Source organism: Lentzea sp. NPDC055074 (assembly GCF_053608005.1).
Genome location: NZ_JBSGUQ010000009.1, coordinates 44,270 through 61,955 on the forward strand (window position 1 = coordinate 44,270; position 17,686 = coordinate 61,955).

At 70.1% G+C, this 17,686-nt stretch carries 21 protein-coding genes; 12 read left to right on the forward strand and 9 right to left on the reverse strand.

What is annotated here, in order from left to right; genetic code table 11:
• Window positions 1–117: 117 nt before the first annotated feature.
• Window positions 118–2,673 (forward strand): ATP-binding protein, encoded by a 2,556-nt coding sequence (locus tag ACWF7A_RS21530; protein WP_452252242.1) that lies wholly within the window; start codon window positions 118–120, stop codon window positions 2,671–2,673.
• A gap of 49 nt (window positions 2,674–2,722) precedes the next feature.
• Window positions 2,723–2,998, forward strand: coding sequence for a hypothetical protein (locus ACWF7A_RS21535; RefSeq protein ID WP_452252243.1), 276 nt, complete (start codon window positions 2,723–2,725; stop codon window positions 2,996–2,998).
• 6 nt (window positions 2,999–3,004) lie between these two features.
• Here the strand turns inward: ACWF7A_RS21535 and ACWF7A_RS21540 are convergent, their stop codons facing one another.
• Entirely contained in the window at window positions 3,005–3,478 is a 474-nt protein-coding gene (locus ACWF7A_RS21540; RefSeq protein ID WP_452252244.1) for a TspO/MBR family protein, read from the reverse strand.
• Between the two features lie 17 nt (window positions 3,479–3,495).
• Window positions 3,496–3,783, reverse strand: coding sequence for a hypothetical protein (locus tag ACWF7A_RS21545; protein ID WP_452252245.1), 288 nt, complete (start codon window positions 3,781–3,783; stop codon window positions 3,496–3,498).
• Between the two features lie 127 nt (window positions 3,784–3,910).
• On the opposite strand from ACWF7A_RS21545, the gene ACWF7A_RS21550 reads away from it, so the two are divergent.
• Complete coding sequence (locus tag ACWF7A_RS21550) at window positions 3,911–4,075, forward strand: hypothetical protein (protein WP_355299429.1); 165 nt, start codon at window positions 3,911–3,913, stop codon at window positions 4,073–4,075.
• 52 nt (window positions 4,076–4,127) lie between these two features.
• On the opposite strand, the gene ACWF7A_RS21555 is transcribed toward ACWF7A_RS21550, so the two are convergent.
• Together ACWF7A_RS21555 and lnt are read right to left on the reverse strand one after the other, a co-directional pair.
• Window positions 4,128–4,895 carry a polyprenol monophosphomannose synthase gene (locus ACWF7A_RS21555; protein WP_452252246.1) on the reverse strand — a complete coding sequence of 256 codons (768 nt, stop codon included), beginning with the start codon at window positions 4,893–4,895 and terminating at the stop codon, window positions 4,128–4,130.
• Window positions 4,879–6,369 carry an apolipoprotein N-acyltransferase gene (gene lnt / locus ACWF7A_RS21560; protein WP_452252247.1) on the reverse strand — a complete coding sequence of 497 codons (1,491 nt, stop codon included), beginning with the start codon at window positions 6,367–6,369 and terminating at the stop codon, window positions 4,879–4,881. Before lnt ends, ACWF7A_RS21555 begins: the two co-directional genes overlap by 17 nt.
• A gap of 94 nt (window positions 6,370–6,463) precedes the next feature.
• Between lnt and ACWF7A_RS21565 the strand changes: the two genes are divergently transcribed.
• The 4 genes from ACWF7A_RS21565 (at window position 6,464) to ACWF7A_RS21580 (ending at window position 8,068) form a co-directional block, all read left to right on the forward strand.
• Window positions 6,464–6,670: a hypothetical protein gene (locus tag ACWF7A_RS21565; RefSeq protein ID WP_452252248.1), complete on the forward strand. Its 207-nt coding sequence runs from the start codon at window positions 6,464–6,466 to the stop codon at window positions 6,668–6,670.
• Window positions 6,671–6,716: 46 nt separating this feature from the next.
• Window positions 6,717–7,112, forward strand: a complete 396-nt coding sequence (locus ACWF7A_RS21570) for an AMP-binding enzyme (protein ID WP_452252249.1) — start codon at window positions 6,717–6,719, stop codon at window positions 7,110–7,112.
• Between the two features lie 29 nt (window positions 7,113–7,141).
• Window positions 7,142–7,747, forward strand: a complete 606-nt coding sequence (locus ACWF7A_RS21575; protein ID WP_452252250.1) for a TetR/AcrR family transcriptional regulator — start codon at window positions 7,142–7,144, stop codon at window positions 7,745–7,747.
• Between the two features lie 126 nt (window positions 7,748–7,873).
• A complete protein-coding gene (locus ACWF7A_RS21580; RefSeq protein ID WP_452252251.1) occupies window positions 7,874–8,068 on the forward strand; it encodes a PspC domain-containing protein in 195 nt (64 codons plus the stop codon).
• 52 nt (window positions 8,069–8,120) lie between these two features.
• On the opposite strand, the gene ACWF7A_RS21585 is transcribed toward ACWF7A_RS21580, so the two are convergent.
• The 4 genes from ACWF7A_RS21585 to ACWF7A_RS21600 form a co-directional block, all read right to left on the reverse strand.
• Window positions 8,121–8,666: a hypothetical protein gene (locus ACWF7A_RS21585; protein ID WP_452252252.1), complete on the reverse strand. Its 546-nt coding sequence runs from the start codon at window positions 8,664–8,666 to the stop codon at window positions 8,121–8,123.
• Between the two features lie 50 nt (window positions 8,667–8,716).
• Window positions 8,717–8,881, reverse strand: coding sequence for a DUF397 domain-containing protein (locus ACWF7A_RS21590; protein WP_452252253.1), 165 nt, complete (start codon window positions 8,879–8,881; stop codon window positions 8,717–8,719).
• 10 nt (window positions 8,882–8,891) lie between these two features.
• On the reverse strand, window positions 8,892–9,710 hold the full coding sequence (locus tag ACWF7A_RS21595; protein WP_452252254.1) for a helix-turn-helix domain-containing protein: 819 nt from the start codon (window positions 9,708–9,710) through the stop codon (window positions 8,892–8,894).
• 93 nt (window positions 9,711–9,803) lie between these two features.
• Entirely contained in the window at window positions 9,804–10,583 is a 780-nt protein-coding gene (locus tag ACWF7A_RS21600) for a bestrophin-like domain (protein ID WP_452252255.1), read from the reverse strand.
• 264 nt (window positions 10,584–10,847) lie between these two features.
• Here ACWF7A_RS21600 and ACWF7A_RS21605 point away from each other — a divergent pair, with 264 nt between their 5' ends.
• The 5 genes from ACWF7A_RS21605 to ACWF7A_RS21625 all read left to right on the forward strand — a co-directional run bounded on the left by ACWF7A_RS21605 (window position 10,848) and on the right by ACWF7A_RS21625 (window position 17,266).
• The gene (locus ACWF7A_RS21605) at window positions 10,848–12,905 is read left to right on the forward strand and encodes a hypothetical protein (protein ID WP_452252256.1); all 2,058 of its coding nucleotides are present in this window, start codon (window positions 10,848–10,850) and stop codon (window positions 12,903–12,905) included.
• Window positions 12,906–12,975: 70 nt separating this feature from the next.
• Entirely contained in the window at window positions 12,976–13,530 is a 555-nt protein-coding gene (locus ACWF7A_RS21610; RefSeq protein WP_452252257.1) for an EF-hand domain-containing protein, read from the forward strand.
• Between the two features lies 1 nt (window position 13,531).
• The gene (locus ACWF7A_RS21615) at window positions 13,532–14,248 is read left to right on the forward strand and encodes a GNAT family N-acetyltransferase (RefSeq protein WP_452252258.1); all 717 of its coding nucleotides are present in this window, start codon (window positions 13,532–13,534) and stop codon (window positions 14,246–14,248) included.
• 52 nt (window positions 14,249–14,300) lie between these two features.
• The gene (locus ACWF7A_RS21620; RefSeq protein WP_452252259.1) at window positions 14,301–16,715 is read left to right on the forward strand and encodes an ATP-binding cassette domain-containing protein; all 2,415 of its coding nucleotides are present in this window, start codon (window positions 14,301–14,303) and stop codon (window positions 16,713–16,715) included.
• A complete protein-coding gene (locus ACWF7A_RS21625; protein ID WP_452252260.1) occupies window positions 16,712–17,266 on the forward strand; it encodes an EF-hand domain-containing protein in 555 nt (184 codons plus the stop codon). The genes ACWF7A_RS21620 and ACWF7A_RS21625 overlap by 4 nt, the downstream gene beginning before the upstream one ends.
• On the opposite strand, the gene ACWF7A_RS21630 is transcribed toward ACWF7A_RS21625, so the two are convergent.
• Window positions 17,263–17,685 (reverse strand): SRPBCC family protein, encoded by a 423-nt coding sequence (locus tag ACWF7A_RS21630; protein WP_452252261.1) that lies wholly within the window; start codon window positions 17,683–17,685, stop codon window positions 17,263–17,265. The two genes, ACWF7A_RS21625 and ACWF7A_RS21630, sit on opposite strands and share 4 nt — an antisense overlap.
• Between the last annotated feature and the right edge of the window lies 1 nt (window position 17,686).

Consider the following 17,686-nt stretch of genomic DNA (forward strand, 5'->3'; position numbering starts at 1 on the left):
CCTGAGCTGAGCTGATAGCGGCGCATGCGGACCACCTTGCCGGAACCTGACCAGGCGTGCGAACCATTTACGCGGAAACGTGGTCGCGGGCGGAGGCGATGTCCAGGTGTGAAGGTCGTGGGGCGTGCTCGCGAGCTCGCCGCGGCACGGTCGTGGCTCGCGGCGGAAACCGGACGGCTGGTGCTCTGCGGCGGCGAACCGGGCATCGGCAAGACGCGGCTGGCCCAGGAGCTGGCCGGGCACGCGCTCGCGCTCGGCCGGCAGGTCGTGTGGGGGCACTGCGTCGAGACCGCCGGGGCACCCGCGTTCTGGCCGTGGCGGCAGGTGCTGAAGGCGACCGGTGCGGACCCCGATCTCGTGCTCGCCCACGACGCCGAGGTGCCGCAGGACAGGTTCCGGGTGTTCGACGCGATCGCCACGGCGCTGGACCGCGACGGCCTGGTGATCATCGTCGAGGACGTCCACTGGGCCGACGAGGCCTCGTTGCTCGTGCTCGCCCACCTCGCCACGCACCTGCGCAACGTGCTGCTGTTCGCGACCTTCCGCGACCCGTGCCCGGCGGTCGCGGACCTCATGCGCTCCGCCGACCGGATCGACCTGCACGGCCTGTCCGCGGGCGAGGTCGCCGAGCTCGTCGGCGCCGGGCACGCGGCCACGATCTCGGAGCTGACCAGCGGGAACCCGTTGTTCGTCACGGAGATCGCCCGCGCGATCGGCGACGGCACGTGGCGTGCCGACCAGCCACCTCGCAGCGTCCGCGACATCGTCACCGCCCGGCTCGACCGGCTGTCACCGCAGGCCCGCGAGCTCGTCAGGACGGCGGCGCTGATCGGCCGCGACTTCGACCTCGACCTGGCCGCGGCGGCCTCGGGGCTCCCGATCGGCGCGCTGGACGAGGCGACGACGCTGATCGACGCGACCGGGCACCGGTTCGTGCACGCGCTGACGCGGGACGCCGTCGAGGCCGCGCTCTCCCCGGCCGAGCGCCGCGCCCTGCACCGCAGGATCGCCGAAGCGATGGCGGGCAGCACGCGGTACGCGGACGTCGCCCGGCACTGGAACGCCTGCGGTGCCACCGAGGAGGCCCGCGCGTGGACGATCCGCGCGGCGCGGGACGCGGTCACCAGGCTCGCCTACGAGGAGGGCGTCCGTCTCTACCGCGTGGCGGCCGGCCTCGACGACACCCACGAGGTCCAGGTCGCCCTGGGCCGGGCCGCGTACTTCGCCGGGGACCTCGCGGGGTGCGTCCGGGCCGCCCAGCGCGCCGCCGAACTGGCGACGACCCCCGAGCAGATCGCGGAGGCCGCGCTGGTCCTCGAAGCCGCACCCGGCGCGGGCGTCAACGCGGTCGCGACCCCGTTGTGCGACAACGCGTTGCGCCAGGAGGTCAGCTCCGCCACGCGTGCCCGGCTGCTCGCCCAGCGCAGCCATCTCGCGTTCTACCAAGGTGAGCAGCACAGGCTCGACGAGCTCAGCCGGGAAGCCCTGCGGCTGGCCCGGGGTGACGACCGCGCGCTCGCGGAAGCGTTGCACGCCAGGCAGGAGGCGTGTCCCGGACCGTCCGGCCGGGCCGAACGCCTCGGCCTCGCCACCGAGATGATCGGCCTCGCCCACCGCACGCACAGCCCGCGCGGCGCGATGTGGGGTTCGCTGTGGCGCGTCCACGCGTTGGTCGAGAGCGGCGAACTCGCTGCCGCGCAAGAAGAACTACCGGCGCTCCGGCTCGCCTGCGAACGCGTCGGGGGTCAGGTCCCGTTGTGGCACCTCGATGTCGTGACGGCGTGCATCGCCCAGGCGCAGGGCAGGTTCGCCCAGGCCCAGGAGATCGGGCGGCGCGGCTACGACCGGATGCGGGTGATCGAGCGCGAACCGGCGTCCGGCGCCTACTTCGCCTTGCAGTGCGGGCTTTCCTGCCATCTCGGCCCGACCGAGGACGGCCTCGCGCTGGCCCGGCACTTCCACGACCCGCCGCCGCGGTTCCGGCTGATGTCGAAGCTCACGCGGGCGTTCCTGTTGCTGCGCGCGGGTCTGCGCGACGAGGCCCTCGAGTTCTACCGCCGCTGCGGCCCGGTCGAGCAGTGGGATCTGCCCGCGTTCTTCGTGCTGCCCGGCCTGGTCGATGCCGTCCTGGTGACGTCCGGGCTGGGCCTGACCCGCGACCTGGAGCTGATCCTGCCGCGGCTCGCGGAGTTCCGCGGCGAACACGCGGCCGGCAACGGCGTCGCCTACATGGGCCCGGTGACGCTCGCGCTCGGCCGCGGCCACCTGGCGCTGGGCGAGCACGACCAGGCCGTCGCCGACCTCACCGCCGCCGTCGACGAGGCCTCCCGGGCCGGTGCGCCCGCGTTCGCCGCCGAGGCCCGCTGGCACCTCGCGGCGGCGTTGCGCGCTCTGGGCCGCGACGCCGACGCCGTGCAACGGGCCGCCGACCGGGCGATCCGCGCGCTGGGCATGACGGGCTTCACCACGACCGAGCTGAGCAGCCGCGAGCACGAGGTCGCCACCCTCGTCACCGAGGGCATGACGAACCGGCAGATCGCGCGCCGGCTGGTGATCTCCGAGCGGACCGCCCAGAACCACGTCCAGCACATCCTGACCAAGCTCGGCTTCAGCACCCGCAGCCAGATCGCGGCGTGGATGAGTACCGCACCGAGTACTCCGGCGGATGGCTGACCAGCGCGAACTTCCTACGTTGGGAACCACACCGACCGAGGAGGACCCCATGTGGCTCACCATCGCGACCCCGCCGACCCGCTCCCTCGACCAGCTCGACCAGGTGATGGGCGCGGCCGACCCCGAGGGTCTGCGCGCCCGCTACGCCTGTCAGGCCGACGGTGAGTTCCGGATCATCGCCGTGTGGGAGTCGAAGGAGCACGCCGACCGCTTCTTCCGCGAGGTGCTCGGCCCGGTCCTGGCCCGCGTGCTCGGCCCCGAACCGGCCGGCGCGCCCGCGATGACCGGCATGGAGGTGCTGCGGGAGTTCGTCCCGGTCGGCTGAGCCCGGTCAGTTGAGAAGAGCGATCGACAGGTTCAGGGCCGCCGCGAAGCTCACCCAGCCCAGGTAGGGCACGAGGAGCAGACCGGCGGCCTTGTTGCGCCGGTAGAACGCCACGATCACCGCGACGATCGCGATCCACAGCACCACGATCTCGGCGAACGCCACCCAGAACCAGCCGAGCCCGAAGAACAACGGCGTCCAGGCCGCGTTCAGCACGAGCTGCGCACCGAACAGCGCCAGCTCACGCCTCGTCGCCCCAGCCCGCCACGCGAGCCACCCGGCGGCCGCGATCATCACGTACAGCGTCGTCCACACCGGACCGAACAGCCACGCGGGCGGCGCCCAGGAAGGCTGCTCCAGCGCCATGTACGTCGAGCCGGCGGACACGGAGAACAGCGACCCCACCACGGCGGTGACGAGCACGGCGCCCGCGAAGAGCCCGAGAGCGCGGACCGGGTGGCGTTCGGATACGAGCGTCATGCCTGGTTGGTACCCAGTCAGGAGCCGGGCAATGCACGCACGATCGTGAGCACCGCCGCACGGCTCGGCCGCACCCGTTCGGCGGCGTTGAGCAGGGTCAGCTCATCGACCAGCACGGCCTCGCGGATCTCGGCGAGGCGATCGGGCACCTCGGCCCGCAACGCCTCCACGAGCCGTGAGCGCAACGCCCGGCCCAGCGGGTCGTCCGAGGGCAGCTGCCGCCAGTGCGCGCGCAGGACCCGTTCCGCGACGGCCTCGCCACCGGCCGCCCACAGCAGGCGGATCATGCGGTCGGCAAGGCCCATGGGACAACGGTAATGCCCGGCCCGAAGCCCGGCTGATTACCTTCGACCACGAATCTTCCCGGATCCGGAAACGCCCGCGCGGCCCCTGCCGACAGGAGGTTCACCAACGGATCCCGGGAGGCGTGAGATGGCCTGGAACGGCAGACCCGCGAACTGCAGGAAGTGCCACGGCAGCACGATTCGCTGCGACACCTGCAAGGGCAACGGCAAGGTGCAGTGGACGTTCGGGGACTGCACCACGTGCGACGGCACCGGGCACGTGTGCCCGTCCGACGGCAAGTACTGGAGATGACGGCCGCCGCCTTCGGACCGTCCACGGGAGACGGTCCGAAGCGGCCGGTCGACTACTTCTTCTTGCCGCCCAGCAACGCCTTGACCTGGTTGCCGCGACGGCGCAGGCCCCACTTGGTCACGCGGATCAGGGCCTCGCGCACGATGTTGCCGCTCATCTTCGACTCGCCGAACTCGCGCTCGAGGAACGTGATCGGCACCTCGCGCACCCGGAAGCCCAGCTCGATCGTCCGCCACAGCAGGTCGATCTGGAAGCAGTACCCGGCGGACGCGACCGAGGCGAGGTTCAGCTTGCGCAGCGTGTCCGCGCGGAACGCCCGGTAGCCACCGGTCATGTCGCGGATGTTCGCGCCCAGCGCGAGCCGCGAGTACAGCGAGCCGCCCAGCGAGAGGAACTTGCGCTGCGCGGGCCAGTTCACGACCTCGCCGCCCGGCACCCAGCGCGAGCCCAGCACGAGGTCGGCCTTCGGCAGCGCGTCGAGCAGCCGGTGCAGCTGCTCCGGAGCGTGCGAGCCGTCGGCGTCCATCTCGCAGATGACGCCGTAGTTGCGGTCGAGCGCCCACTGGAAGCCCGCGACGTACGCGGCGCCCAGACCGGCCTTCTCGGTGCGGTGCATCACGTGGACCCGGTCGTCAGCGGCCGCCATCTCGTCGGCGAGCTGGCCGGTGCCATCGGGGCTGCCGTCGTCGACCACCAGCACGTGCACGTCGGGCAGTGCCGTGTGCAGCCTCTTGACGATCTTTCCGATGTTGTCCCGCTCGTTGTAGGTCGGGATCACCACCAGCACCTGCCCGAGTTCCTGGTCAGGCTGCTGCGCCATTCGAGTCCTTCCGTCGTCGGGTGAAGCCCAGCGCCAACGCCGCGAGGCCCGCAGCGGCAATCACCCACTCGGGCCAGGCTCCTAGCCAAGTCGCCAGCGTAGTCTGCGACCTCAGCGGCAGTGTCGCGACCAGGGCTCCCGGCTCGAAAAGGCCAGTCTTCTGAGTGACGGAACCATCGGGTTGAACGATCCCGCTGACCCCCGACGTGGCCGCCACGACCACGGCCCGGCCGTGCTCCACCGCACGCAGCCGGGACATGGAAAGCTGCTGGTAGGTCATCTCCGTGTACCCGAACGTGGCGTTGTTCGTCGGGATCGCGATGATCGTCGCGCCGGCCGTCACGGAGTCGCGGACGACTGAGTCGAACGCCACTTCGTAACATGTGTCAAGTGCGACCTTGGCGGGCCCCATGACGAAACCCTCGGGGTCCGTGCCGGGCTGAAAGACGCCCGCCCGGTCGACGGTCGAGGAGAAGAGCCGGAAGAACGACCGCATCGGCATCGTCTCGCCGAACGGCTGCAGCTTGCGCTTCGTGTAGGTGTCCGTGGCCCCCTTCTCGGGGTCCCAGAGCACCACCTGGTTGCGAGGCAGCCCGTCGGACCTGTCGACCACCACGGCGCCCACCGCGATCGGCGCCTTGATCGCCTTCGCCGCCGCGTCGATCACGGCGGCGGCGTCGGGGTTGCGGAACGGGTCGATGTCCGAGGAGTTCTCCGGCCAGATGACGACGTCGGGCTGCTTCTCCTTGCCCGCGGCGACGTCGGCGGCGAGCTGCGTGGTGCGTTTCGCGTGGTTGTCGAGCACGGCCCGGCGCTGCGAGTTGAAGTCGAGCCCGGCGCGCGGCACGTTGCCCTGGATCGCGGCGACGGTGACGGTCCCGGCGGAGGCGTCCACCCCCACGGGCACCACCAGCCCCACCCCCAGCGGCACGACGACCAGCGGCGCGGCGAGCTTCCAGTTCCGCGTGAGCCAGAAGAGCCCGAACCCGGTCAGCGCCACGGCGAACGTCACCAGCGGCGCCCCGCCGAGCGACGCGAGCGGCAGGAACCACCCCTCCGGCTGCCCGAACGCGATCTTGCCCCAGGTGAAGCCGCCGAACGGGACCACGCCGCGCAGCGCCTCGTCCGCCACCCACAGGCACGCGGCCCACAGCGGCCAGCCCGGCACGCGCGACACGAAGGCCATCGCGGTCGTGCCGATCGAGATCATCAGGGCGCACACCAGCGCGAGCGGCAGCCACGCGATCAGGCCGACGAACTCACCCGTCCACCGCAGCAGCGGCACCATGAACCCGAGCCCGAACAGCAGTCCGTACCCGAACCCGGCGCGCGCACGCCTCTCGTAGATCACCTGCGCGAGGAGCGCGAACCCGACCGGCGCCAGGAACCACAGCGGACGCGGCGGAAAGCTCAGGTAGATCAGCACACCGCCAACGACGGCGAGTGCCATGCGCGTGAGGACCGGAACGCTCACTCTCCGCCTGCGGGCGGGCGATTCCGGCGATTCCGGCGCGATGGGGGGTGCGACCACCCGATCAGCCTACGAGGCACGGACGTACACAGGACGTATGACCTATGTCGATCTCGTGTTGGAGAGGCTGCGGGCATTGGTCGAACGCACACCGCTGGGGGCGGATGCGCGACGCGCCCCCGACGAACGTCCTGTGCAACACGCTCATCACCCGCGGCAGCGGCGCCGCGACGGCGACGTGCGGGTGCGCGGTCCATTCGTGATGGAGGGCTCTGCCGATGACCGGGACCTGATCCGGGTGTGAGTCGACGAAAAGCATGTCGACTCACGCCCGAAGGGGCGAACCGCCATTGAGCGAAACGGCCGATGGATGGTTCAACACCCGCGACATGGGTTATTTCGACACCGATGGTTTTCTGCACCTCAACGACTGCGGCAAAGACGTCATCGTCACTGGTAGAACGTCCGACAACATCTATTCGCGGCTGCTCGACGACTTCTTGGTGACGCTTCCCTGCGTCCGGCGTGCAGCGGCCGTCGCCCAGCCCGACGAGGCGCTCGGCGAGGTCGTGCACGTTTTCCTGCTCACCGGGGGACCGGATGTCGATGTCGACAGGATTCGTGCTTCGATGGTGGCCGAACTGGGTGAGCTTTACCAGCCCAGCGGGGTGACGATTGTTCCCCGGTCGCCCCTGACGAAGGCGGGAAAGGCCGACTGGCACCGGCTCCGTTCCCCGTTTCGGTAAGGTTCGGCGTAAATATCAGGAGGTGACGGATGCCCCGTCCAAGCGTGGAAGCCGAACGCAAGGCGCAGATCCTCGCGTCCACCTGCAAGGTGATCGCGGCTGAGGGTTTCCGCCACCTCCGGGTGTCCGACGTGGCGAAGGACGCCGGCGTGTCCGGCGGGACGGTCCACTACTACTTCGAGACCAAGCGCGAGCTCACCGACGCGGCCTTCGAGCACTGCTTCGAGGTCTCGGTGACGCGCAGGCGCTGGATCCTCGAGTCCGACGAGCCGCCGCTCTCCCGCTTGCGCATGGTGGTCGAGTCGTACCTCCCCGAGGGCGCCGAGACCGTCGAGGCGTGGAAGGTCTGGGCGGAGCTCTGGGTGGAGGCCATCCGCAGCCCCGAGCTGCAGGAGCTCAACGAGCGCTTCTACGGCGAGTGGCGTGACATCGTGGCCAGCATCTTCCGCGACGGCCAGGCCTCCGGCGACATCCTCGCGCCCGGCGACCCGGTCGAGCTGGCGAACATGATGGTGAGCATGCTCGACGGCCTCGCGCTGCAGGTCCTCGCGGGTTCGAGGGCCATGACGGTCGACACGATGCGCACCACGTGCCTGCGGTTCGTCGACCAGCTCTCGACCGCGTCCGTCGGCTAGCACAACGTCTCGCAGGCCCGTCCTGTTGCAGTACGCGTCCCCGAATCCGGGTGACGTCGCTCATCGGGGTCAAATCAGGGTTCGCCCCCGATGCAACAAACGGCCGAAAACGGGCACCCTTGGTTCATGACCACGACAGTTGCTTTGAGCAGGCCCAGGACCAACCGGATGATCGCGGGTGTCTGCGCGGGGCTCGCCCAGCGCTGGGGGATGAAGGCGGGCACCGTGCGCCTTCTGTTCCTGCTGTCCTGCCTTCTGCCGGGACCTCAGTTCGTCGTCTACATCGTGCTCTGGGTGATGTTGCCCGACCGCGGCTACTGACCCCCTGCCGCGGTGGTGCCGCCCGCCTGCCTCGCAGGCGGGCAGTCCCGCGTCAGGAACCGAACAGCTCGCGGTAGCCGGGAATCGGGGTGCCGCCCGCCTTCTCGTACAGGAGCGCGTCGGCGAGACCGACGCGGGTGTCGTCGTCCAGACTCCTGTTCGAGGACCACATGATGGCGCGCAACTGCTGGTTCTCGATGATCCGGAGGTCCACACCGGACTTCAGCGGCTCACCGGTCCCCCGGCGCCACTCGGCGACCGCCGACCAGAACTTCTCGACCGCCTCCCACACGACGAGGCAGCGCGGCCCGAGCACCGCCAGGACCTCGTCTGCCGTGCGCAGCTGCTCCAGGCCGTGCGAGGTCAGGTTCTGCAGGTTCTCCACCAGCGCCACCACGAGCCCGTGGTTGGCCTCCTCGGCGGCGAGCTTCTCCGCGACCTTCCCGACCATCGGCAGCACGTCGTCCGGCAGCGCACTGTCCGCCGCCGCGCAGGCCGCCGCCTTCGCGACGCTCGACTCACCCTGGTCGTCGAGGTGCTTCCAGCTCAGCCCGGCCGACTCGGCCAGCCGCTGCGCCGCGGTCCTGCGTCCCCACATCGTGATTCTCCCCCACGTCGAAACTGCTCGGAGGGAGAATCTCCACCGCCTCAGCCGGCGTTACCGGTGACCAGCCGCAGGAACGCCTCCCACGCGGCCGGCTCGACCTGCACGTGGGAGAACGGCGCCTTGGAGTCCCGGATGCCGACGCCGCGTCCGACCTCGACGCAGTCCTGGCCGGTCGCGCTGTAGCTGCTCTTCCGCCACTCGGCCATCCGAGCCTCCTCAGGACACGATGCTGGTGATCAACTCCCTGGATTCTTCCCTACCCAGGGCGACGCGGTCCATCTGCTTCACCACATCCTGGTAGAGGCCGATCGATGCCTTGTCGTCGAGGAACAGTGCCGAGTTCAGGCCTCCGTCGAAGACGACCGGCTCGTACTTCTCGAACTTCAGGAGGGTGAAGTCGCCGGTGAGCGCGCGCCCCGCCGGCACGACCCGCAGCGTGATGTACGGCCGGATGAGCATGCGCAACAACTCGTGAAGCTGCTCCGCGAGCACGTCGGGACCGCCGACCGCTGAGTGCAGCACCGGTTCGTATACGTAGAAGACGAACTTCTTGTGCCCTGCCACGATTCCGGATCGCTCGATCCTGGCGGAGACCCATTCACCGATGGTCTCCTTCTTGACGAACGGCGAGTCTTCGGCCACGGCGCGGGCGTAGGCCTCGATCTGCAGGAGCCCCGGGATGAAGAGCGAGCTCCAGATCACGATCTCCTTGGCGAGCCGTTCGTGCTGGATCAGCGTCCGGACGTGGGGTGGCAGTACGGACTCGTAGAGCTGGAGCCAGCCCTTCTCCCTGGACTCCAGGAAAAGTCCCTTCAGGTACCGCAGGTCCTCCGGCTTCACACCGCACACGCCCAGCAGGTAGGTGAACTCCTCCAACGAGGTCCCACCCTTGCCGTTGACCAGATCCGACAACTTGGCGTGCTCCCAGCCGAGCCGTCGCGCCAGTTCGGCCTCCTTCAGACCTGTGCGGGTGATCTCGGCGCGGAGGTTGTCGCCGAACTCGCGACCCAGCACAGTGGACACTCTCTTGGGCATGGACGGAAAAGTAGACCCGCCGGTCCCTCCCGTTCCATCCTTTCGGACCCGAATTGACCTGAAAGATGCAGGCGTAGAAGAGTTCTACGGTTTTCAGCGGTTCTCGTCCACCGGTATCCCGGCCAGCTCCTCCGTGAGACTCGTGAACGACTCCGGCGACACCCGGAACCACCCGTCGAACGGCTGGGTCATCCCCACGCACAGCACGCACACGAACGCGAGCACGGCGGAGGTCAGGCTCATCTGCAGGATGTGCCGCTTGCGCGCCGTGAACCCGATCAGCATCGGGAACACGATCATCGCGACGGCACCCGCGATCGTCCCGATCAGCATGATCCTGCCGGTGTTGTCGAGACCGCCCGCCGAGTCGAGCCGGTCCCGCCGCAGGTCGGTGATCTCCCGCATCCGTTCCAGCGACCGTTCGCGCGCGCTCTTGACCTGGTCGGGCGACGAGGGCAGGGACAGGATCTCGGTGTGCAGCGCGTGCAGGGTCTCCGTCGTCGTGTCGTCGGACTCGCCGGCCGCGAGCTTCGGCCATTCCTTGTCCGCCACCAGTTTCGGGTACTCGGTGAGCAGCGAGCGGATGGCGTCGCGCTGGGGTTGCGGCATGACGGCGGTCTGCCAGTAGACGTCGGCGACGGAGGCGGCCTCGCGGCCCGCGTTGTCCTCGGCCGCACCGCCCTCCTCCCAGACGATCACCATGTAGAAGGCCAGCGCGACGATGAACAGGCCGCTGATCACCGCGCCGAGGAAGCCGCGCGAGTCGGCGTCCCTGTCGTCGGCCTGGTCGTGGGCGCGGGACCGCCCGAACAGCAGGAGGGCGACCGCCGTGACGACCACCGACGCGAGAACGATGACTACCCCGGTCCACATGGGTTCCATCTCCCCACAGCGATCACCGTTTGACCACCGACACCACGCTTCCCAGCGGTCTTCCCCGCCCATCAAGAGCAACGGGCGGCGCGTCGGGAGCACAGCTCGTCCACAACGGATCACGGCGGCGGAAGCCGTTGACACGAATGGGGAAACCGACCCCTCACCGTCCTCGACGGAGAGTGAGGACGTGGTGATCAACGGGCGGTGACAACCACCGGGAAGCATGCCAACCTGTGCGCCGACCCGACCGGAAGGCCTGGCATGCGTGTACCGATCCTCATCGCCGTCGTGCTGCTGGTTCCGCTGCTGACCCCGGGGCCGCCGGTCGCCGCGGCCGAGGTGTGGCACACCCAGTTCGACGAGGCGGTGTACGGGGACGTCACGGTCATCGGCGACTCCGTCCTGACCTGCCCGACACCCGAGCAGGCCGGGCCGCACCCCAAGCACCCCCCGCAGTCCTGTGTGGACGCCTTGGGCCGCAAAGGACACGGGCCGTCCGCGCTGAACAACAGCCACCGGATGTCGTGGACCGACGTCGACGACGATCCGGCGACGTTCAACTCCTCCCGCGCCCGGCTCACCATCCCGGCCGGCGCGACGGTCGCCTACGCCAAGCTCGGCTGGGCGGGCAGCGCGACCTGCCGCGACGGGGTGGCCCCACCCGGCACCCCACGAGACCCCGTCACCTTCAACGGCACCCGCGTCAGCCCCGGCCGGTTCGTCGCCGACACCCCCGACGAGCTGTCGCACACCGACAACGCCTTCTACAGCGCCGAGGCCGACGTCACCCGAGCGCTGACGAGCGGCACCGTCACGGTCGGCAACGTCTGGGCGCCGCAAGGGTTCGACTGCTTCGGCGGCTGGTCGCTGACGGTCGTGTGGAAGTTCCCGAACGCCACTCAGGCGGCTCCCGCGAAGCGCCACGTCGCGGTGCACGGCGGTCACGTCCGCCTCCCCACCAGGAAGCCGGTGCTGACGACACCGATCGCGCCGACGCACCCCACCGGCGGGGTCATCCGGGTGGGCATGACCGCCTACGAGGGCGACTGGGCCACGGACGGCGACCAGATGCTGGTCAACGGCACCCCGGTCGGCGGGCGCAACGCGTTCGTGTCGTCCGCGCAGGGTGCCGCGCATCCCAACAACATGAGCGTCGACGCGCGCACAGTGGACATCGGGGCGGACGCCCTCAAGCCCGGCACCAAGAGCGCCGAGCTGGCCTTCAAACGGGCCGACGACGCGTTCCTCGTCCAGAGCGTGACGTGGTCGTTCCCGCTGCCGGAGCTCACCCTCGCCGTGGATCCCGAGAAGCCCGCCGCGCACGCCAGGGGCAAGGTCTCCCAGACCGCGACGATCACCAACGCCGGGGACGCGCCGGCGGCGGGCGTGACGGTGTGCGGCCAGCAGGTCGGCACACTCGCCCCGCGGGCCACGGCGACGCGGACGTGCGAGTCCACCGCGGCCGACGACGACTACCCGACGACGGTCGCGGTGAGCGGCACGAGCCTCGCGGGCGACCCGCTCGCGGCACAGAGGGCGTCGACCGTCGACGTGCTGCACCCGGCGATGCGCGCGACCACCGCGGCCGAACCGATGACCGCGCTCCCAGGGCAGGCCGTGAAGTTCACGACGACCGTCACGAACACCGGCGACACCCCGCTCCACAGCCTCGCCGCCCGTGCGGGTGGGGGCTGTGACCCCCTGCGGGGTCAGCTCGACCCCGGCGCCTCGTCCACGGTGGACTGCACCGCGTCGGCGGGCGACGAGAGCGGAGCGCTGACCGCGACCGTCACGGCGGCGGACAAGATCGGCGGCAAGGTCGAGGCGTCGGCGTCCGTGCGGGTCCAGGTGGTCTACCCGCGGCTGTCGATCAGCGCGGCCTGGTCGAAGGACCGGGCGCGCGACGGCGAGGTCGTCACCGTCACGGTCACCGTCGGCAACCCGTCCGACCGGGCGATCTCCGCCGTCGAGGTCGGCGGTGAGCCCGCCGCGTGCCGCCGCTCGTTCCCGGTGCTGCAACCCCGTCAACGCGTCACCTACACCTGCCAGGTCACCGCCCCGATGAACTCCCGGCTGACGGTGTCCGGTTCCGGCGCGGGCGGTGCCGTCAGCGAGAGCGCGGTCGTCCGGATCGAGTCGGTGACCGCCCCGCCCCGGCTCGACCCCGAGCCGCCCGCACCCGAGGCACCGGCTCCTCCGCGCCCGGTCGCCCACGTCCAGCAGGTGTCGAAACCGGCGGTCGGCGGGGTGGCCGCGATCATCGGGATGATCGGCATGGTGGTCGTCGCCAGCGCGTTGTCCGGGCTGGGGCGCCGCTGAGAACCGGACGTGGGTTCACGGTGTGGCACCGGGCATGTCGCCGCGGAGCCGGATGGGGTAGAAGGGTCGTGTGGAGATCACCGCCTTCCTGGCCCGCAAGCTGACACGCCGGTTCCGGACGTACGACACCGACGGCGACGGGTTCATCGAGCGGGAGGACTTCACCCAGGCCGGCGAGCGCACGACCAAGGCGTTCGGGCTGGCCGCGGACGATCCCAAGGCCGTCCGGTTCCACGGGATGCTGGCCGGGCTGTGGGAGCACCTGGCGTCGGTCGCCGACCTGGACCGCGACGGGCGGATCAGCGTCGAGGAGTACCGGCGGGCGTTCGCGGACGGGCTGCTGGAGACGCCGGAGTCGTTCGACGAGGGCTATCTGCCGTTCCTCGACGCGGTGATGGCGATCGCGGACGAGGACGGCGACGGCAAGCTCACGGTCGAGGAGCACGTGCGGTGGACGGGCGCGTTGATGGGACTGTCCGAGAGCGACGCGCGCGGCATCCACGACCTGTTGTCCGACGAGGACGGACTGCTGTCCACACAGTCCCTGCTGGCGGCGATCCGGGAGTTCTACTTCTCCGAGGACCCCGCGAAGGCCGGCAACTGGCTGCTCGGGTCGTTGGACTGACGTGCTGCTGAAGACGCTGCAGGAGCACGCGGCACGGGCCCAGCCCGCAGCGCACGTCGAGGAGGCGGGCGGCTGGTGGCTGCGCCACTCCCCCGGCGACGCCTGGTGGGTGAGCGCCGTGCTGCCGCACGACCGCGAGGACCGGGTGTCGCGGGCGGAGGAGTTCTGCGCCGAACGCGGGTCCGGGGTGCGGTTCCAGATCACGCCGGGGGTCTGCGCGGCCGACCTCGACGACACGTTGGGCGACAGGGGTTACATGCGGGGTCATGACATGTCCCTGCAGATCGCGTCGACCGCCGAGGTGCTGCGCCAGTCCCACTCGGACGCGGGCGAGGTGGCGGCGCGGCCGACCGACGAGTGGCTCGCGGCCTGGCAGGCGGTGACCACGCGGGACGTCAGCGCCGAACGCGACCTGCTCAGCCGTGTCGAGCACCCGTCCGCCTACGCGTACGCCGAGGTCGACGGCCAGGTGGTGGCCGTGGGACGCGCGGTGGCCGACCAGGGGTGGGCCGGGGTGTTCGGGATGGCGACACTCCCGCACGCGCGCGGTCAGGGCGCCGCACGGTCCGTGCTCGCCGCGCTGGCCTCGTGGGCTGCCCTGCGCGAGGCGAACCACATGTACCTGCAGATGGAGAAGGCGAACTCCACGGCGTTCCGGCTGTACGAACGGACGGGGTTCCGCGAGGTGTGCACGTACCACTACCGAATTCGTGCGTAACCAATCAGGAATCAAGAAGGCAGAGCCGAGACCGTCGAGTTAGTTTGGCGCCATGACCAGGACAGCGGCGGCTCACGATGCCGACACCCACGATCTGATCCGCGTGCAGGGCGCGCGGGTCAACAACCTGCGCGACGTCGACGTGGAGATCCCGAAGCGCCGGCTGACGGTCTTCACCGGTGTCTCCGGGTCCGGCAAGAGCTCGCTGGTGTTCGGCACCATCGCCGCGGAGTCGCAGCGGCTGATCAACGAGACGTACAGCGCGTTCATCCAGGGCTTCATGCCGACGCTGCCCCGCCCCGAGGTGTACCTCCTCGAGGGGATCACCACGGCCATCCTGGTCGACCAGCAGCGGATGGGCGCCGACCCGCGCTCGACCGTCGGCACCGCGACCGACGTGAACGCGATGCTGCGCATCCTGTACAGCCGTCTCGGCGCGCCGCACATCGGTGGCCCGCAGGCGTTCTCGTTCAACGTCGCCTCGATCTCCGGCGCGGGCGCCGTGACGATCGAGAAGGGCGGCCAGAAGGTCAAGGAGCGCCGCGAGTTCTCCATCACGGGCGGCATGTGCCCGCGGTGTGAAGGCCGCGGGCAGATCTCCGACATCGACCTGACCGAGGTCTACGACGAGTCGAAGTCGATCGTCGAGGGCGCGATCAAGGTGCCCGGCTACAACGTCGACAACCAGTGGACCGTGCAGACGTTCACGCAGTCCGGGTTCATCGACCCGGAGAAGCCGATCCGCAAGTACACCAAGAAGGAACTGCACGACTTCCTGTACCGGGACCCGGTCAAGATCAAGGTCAACGGCATCAACCTGACCTACGAGGGCCTGATCCCGAAGCTGCAGAAGTCGATGCTGTCGAAGGACCGCGAGGCGCTGCAGCCGCACATCCGCGCGTTCGTGGACCGCGCGGCGACGTTCGGCACGTGCCCCGACTGCGGCGGCACCCGGCTGACCGAGGCGGCGCGGTCGTCCAAGATCAAGGGCGTCTCGATCGCGGACCTGTGCGACATGCAGATCACCGACCTGGCGGAGTGGATCCGCGGGGTGAAGGACAAGTCCGTCGCGCCGCTGGTGGACAAGCTCGCGCACACGCTGGACTCGTTCGTGGAGATCGGTCTCGGCTACCTGTCGCTGAACCGGCCCGCGGGCACGTTGTCCGGCGGTGAGGCGCAGCGCGTCAAGATGATCCGGCACCTCGGCTCCGCGCTGACCGACGTCACCTACGTCTTCGACGAGCCGACGATCGGCCTGCACCCGCACGACATCGAGCGCACGAACAACCTGCTGCTCCGCTTGCGGGACAAGGGGAACACCGTTCTCGTCGTGGAGCACAAGCCCGAGACGATCGCGATCGCGGACCACATCGTCGACCTCGGTCCCGGTGCGGGGCGCGGCGGCGGCACGATCTGCTTCGAGGGGTCGCTCGAAGGGTTGCGCAAGAGCGACACCGTCACCGGCCGCCACCTCGACGACCGCGCGTCGCTGAAGTCGTCGGTGCGGGAGAAGACCGGTGTGTTGGAGATCCGCGGGGCGTCCACGAACAACCTGCGCGACGTCGACGTCGACATCCCGCTCGGGGTGCTGACCGTCGTCACCGGTGTGGCGGGCTCGGGCAAGTCGTCGCTGATCCACCGGTCGCTGCCGAAGGGCTCGGGCGCGATCGTGGTCGACCAGACGCCGATCAAGGGGTCGCGCCGGTCCAACCCCGCGACCTACACCGGGCTGCTGGAGCCGATCCGCAAGGCGTTCGCCAAGGCCAACGGCGTGAAGCCCGCGCTGTTCAGCGCGAACTCCGAGGGCGCGTGCCCGAACTGCAACGGCGCCGGCGTCGTGTTCACCGACCTCGGCATCATGGCGACGATCGAGTCCCCGTGCGACGTCTGCGAGGGCAAGCGCTTCGACCAGGCCGTGCTGGAGTTCAAGTTCGGTGGCCGCGACATCTCCGAGGTGCTCGCGATGCCCGTCGCCGAGGCCGTGGAGTTCTTCGGTTCGGGTGACGCCCGCACGCCCGCCGCGCACGCGATCCTGGAGCGGCTGCGGGACGTCGGCCTCGGTTACCTGTCGCTGGGCCAGCCTTTGACGACCCTGTCCGGTGGCGAGCGGCAGCGCCTGAAGCTCGCCACGCACATGGCGGACAAAGGCGGCGTTTACGTCCTGGACGAGCCCACGACGGGCCTGCACCTCGCCGACGTCGAGCAGCTCCTCGGGCTGCTGGACCGCCTGGTCGAGTCGGGCAAGTCGGTGATCGTGATCGAGCACCACCAGGCCGTGATGGCGCACGCCGACTGGATCATCGACCTCGGCCCCGGCGCGGGCCACGACGGCGGCAAGATCGTCTTCGAGGGCACGCCCGCGGACCTCGTCGCGGACCGTTCGACGCTGACCGGCGAGCACCTCGCGGACTACGTGGGAGCCCCGGCACGTGCCAAGAAGCGCTCACGGGGTACACAAGGGGCATGAAGATCACGCCTTTCCTGGACCGCCGGCTCAGTCGCAGGTTCGAGACCTACGACAGCGACCAGGACGGGTACGTCGAACGCGCGGACTTCGACCTGGCTTCGGCCAGGTTGACCTCGGCGTTCGGGCTGAGCGAGGACGACCTGCGGGCGAAGCGGTTCCACGAGCAGCTGCTGAGCGTGTGGGGCCACCTCGCCGCGATGACCGACACGAACGACGACGAGCGGATCAGCATGTCCGAGTACAAGTCGGCGTTCGTGCGCGGCCTGCTGGGCCGGCCGGAGGCGTTCGACGACGTGTACGTGCCGTACCTCGACGCGCTGCTGGCCGTCGCCGACCACGACGGCGACGGCCGGCTCGGCATCGAGGAGCACGTGCTGTGGTCGCGTGCGCTGATGAACGTGTCCGAGGCCGACGCGCGGGCCGCGCACGCCCGGCTCGACCACGACGGGGACGGGTTGATCGGCACCGAGGACCTGCTGGCCGCGTTGCGGGCGTACTACTTCTCGGACGACCTCGACGGGCCGGGCGCCTGGCTGCTGGGCCCGCTCTAGCCCTGTTCGGCGACGCGCTGGATCGAGGCGGCCTCGGTCTCGACGTACCGCCTGGCCCGCGCCTTCGTCAGGAGCCAGCCGACGCCCGCGAGCGGCCCGGACACGCTCAGGGCGAGCGTGAGGCGGGTGCCGTTCTCGTGGGGCTCGACGACGTGCGACGCGACGCCGAGGACGCCGGGCGACCGGGACTCCCACGTGTACGAGGTGCCCTCGGTCAGTTCGGTGACCGTCCAGACGGCCTCGGGCAGCTTCGGTTGCCTGAGGCGAGCCCGGGAGCCGACGACGAACGGCCCGGTGTCGAGGAGTTCCACGGAGTCGACCGTCGGGATGCGTTCGGGCCAGCGCTCGACGTCGATCAGCACGGCCCAGACGCGTTCCGGCGGGGCCGCGATCGTGATGGTGTGCTCCAGGCCAGGCATG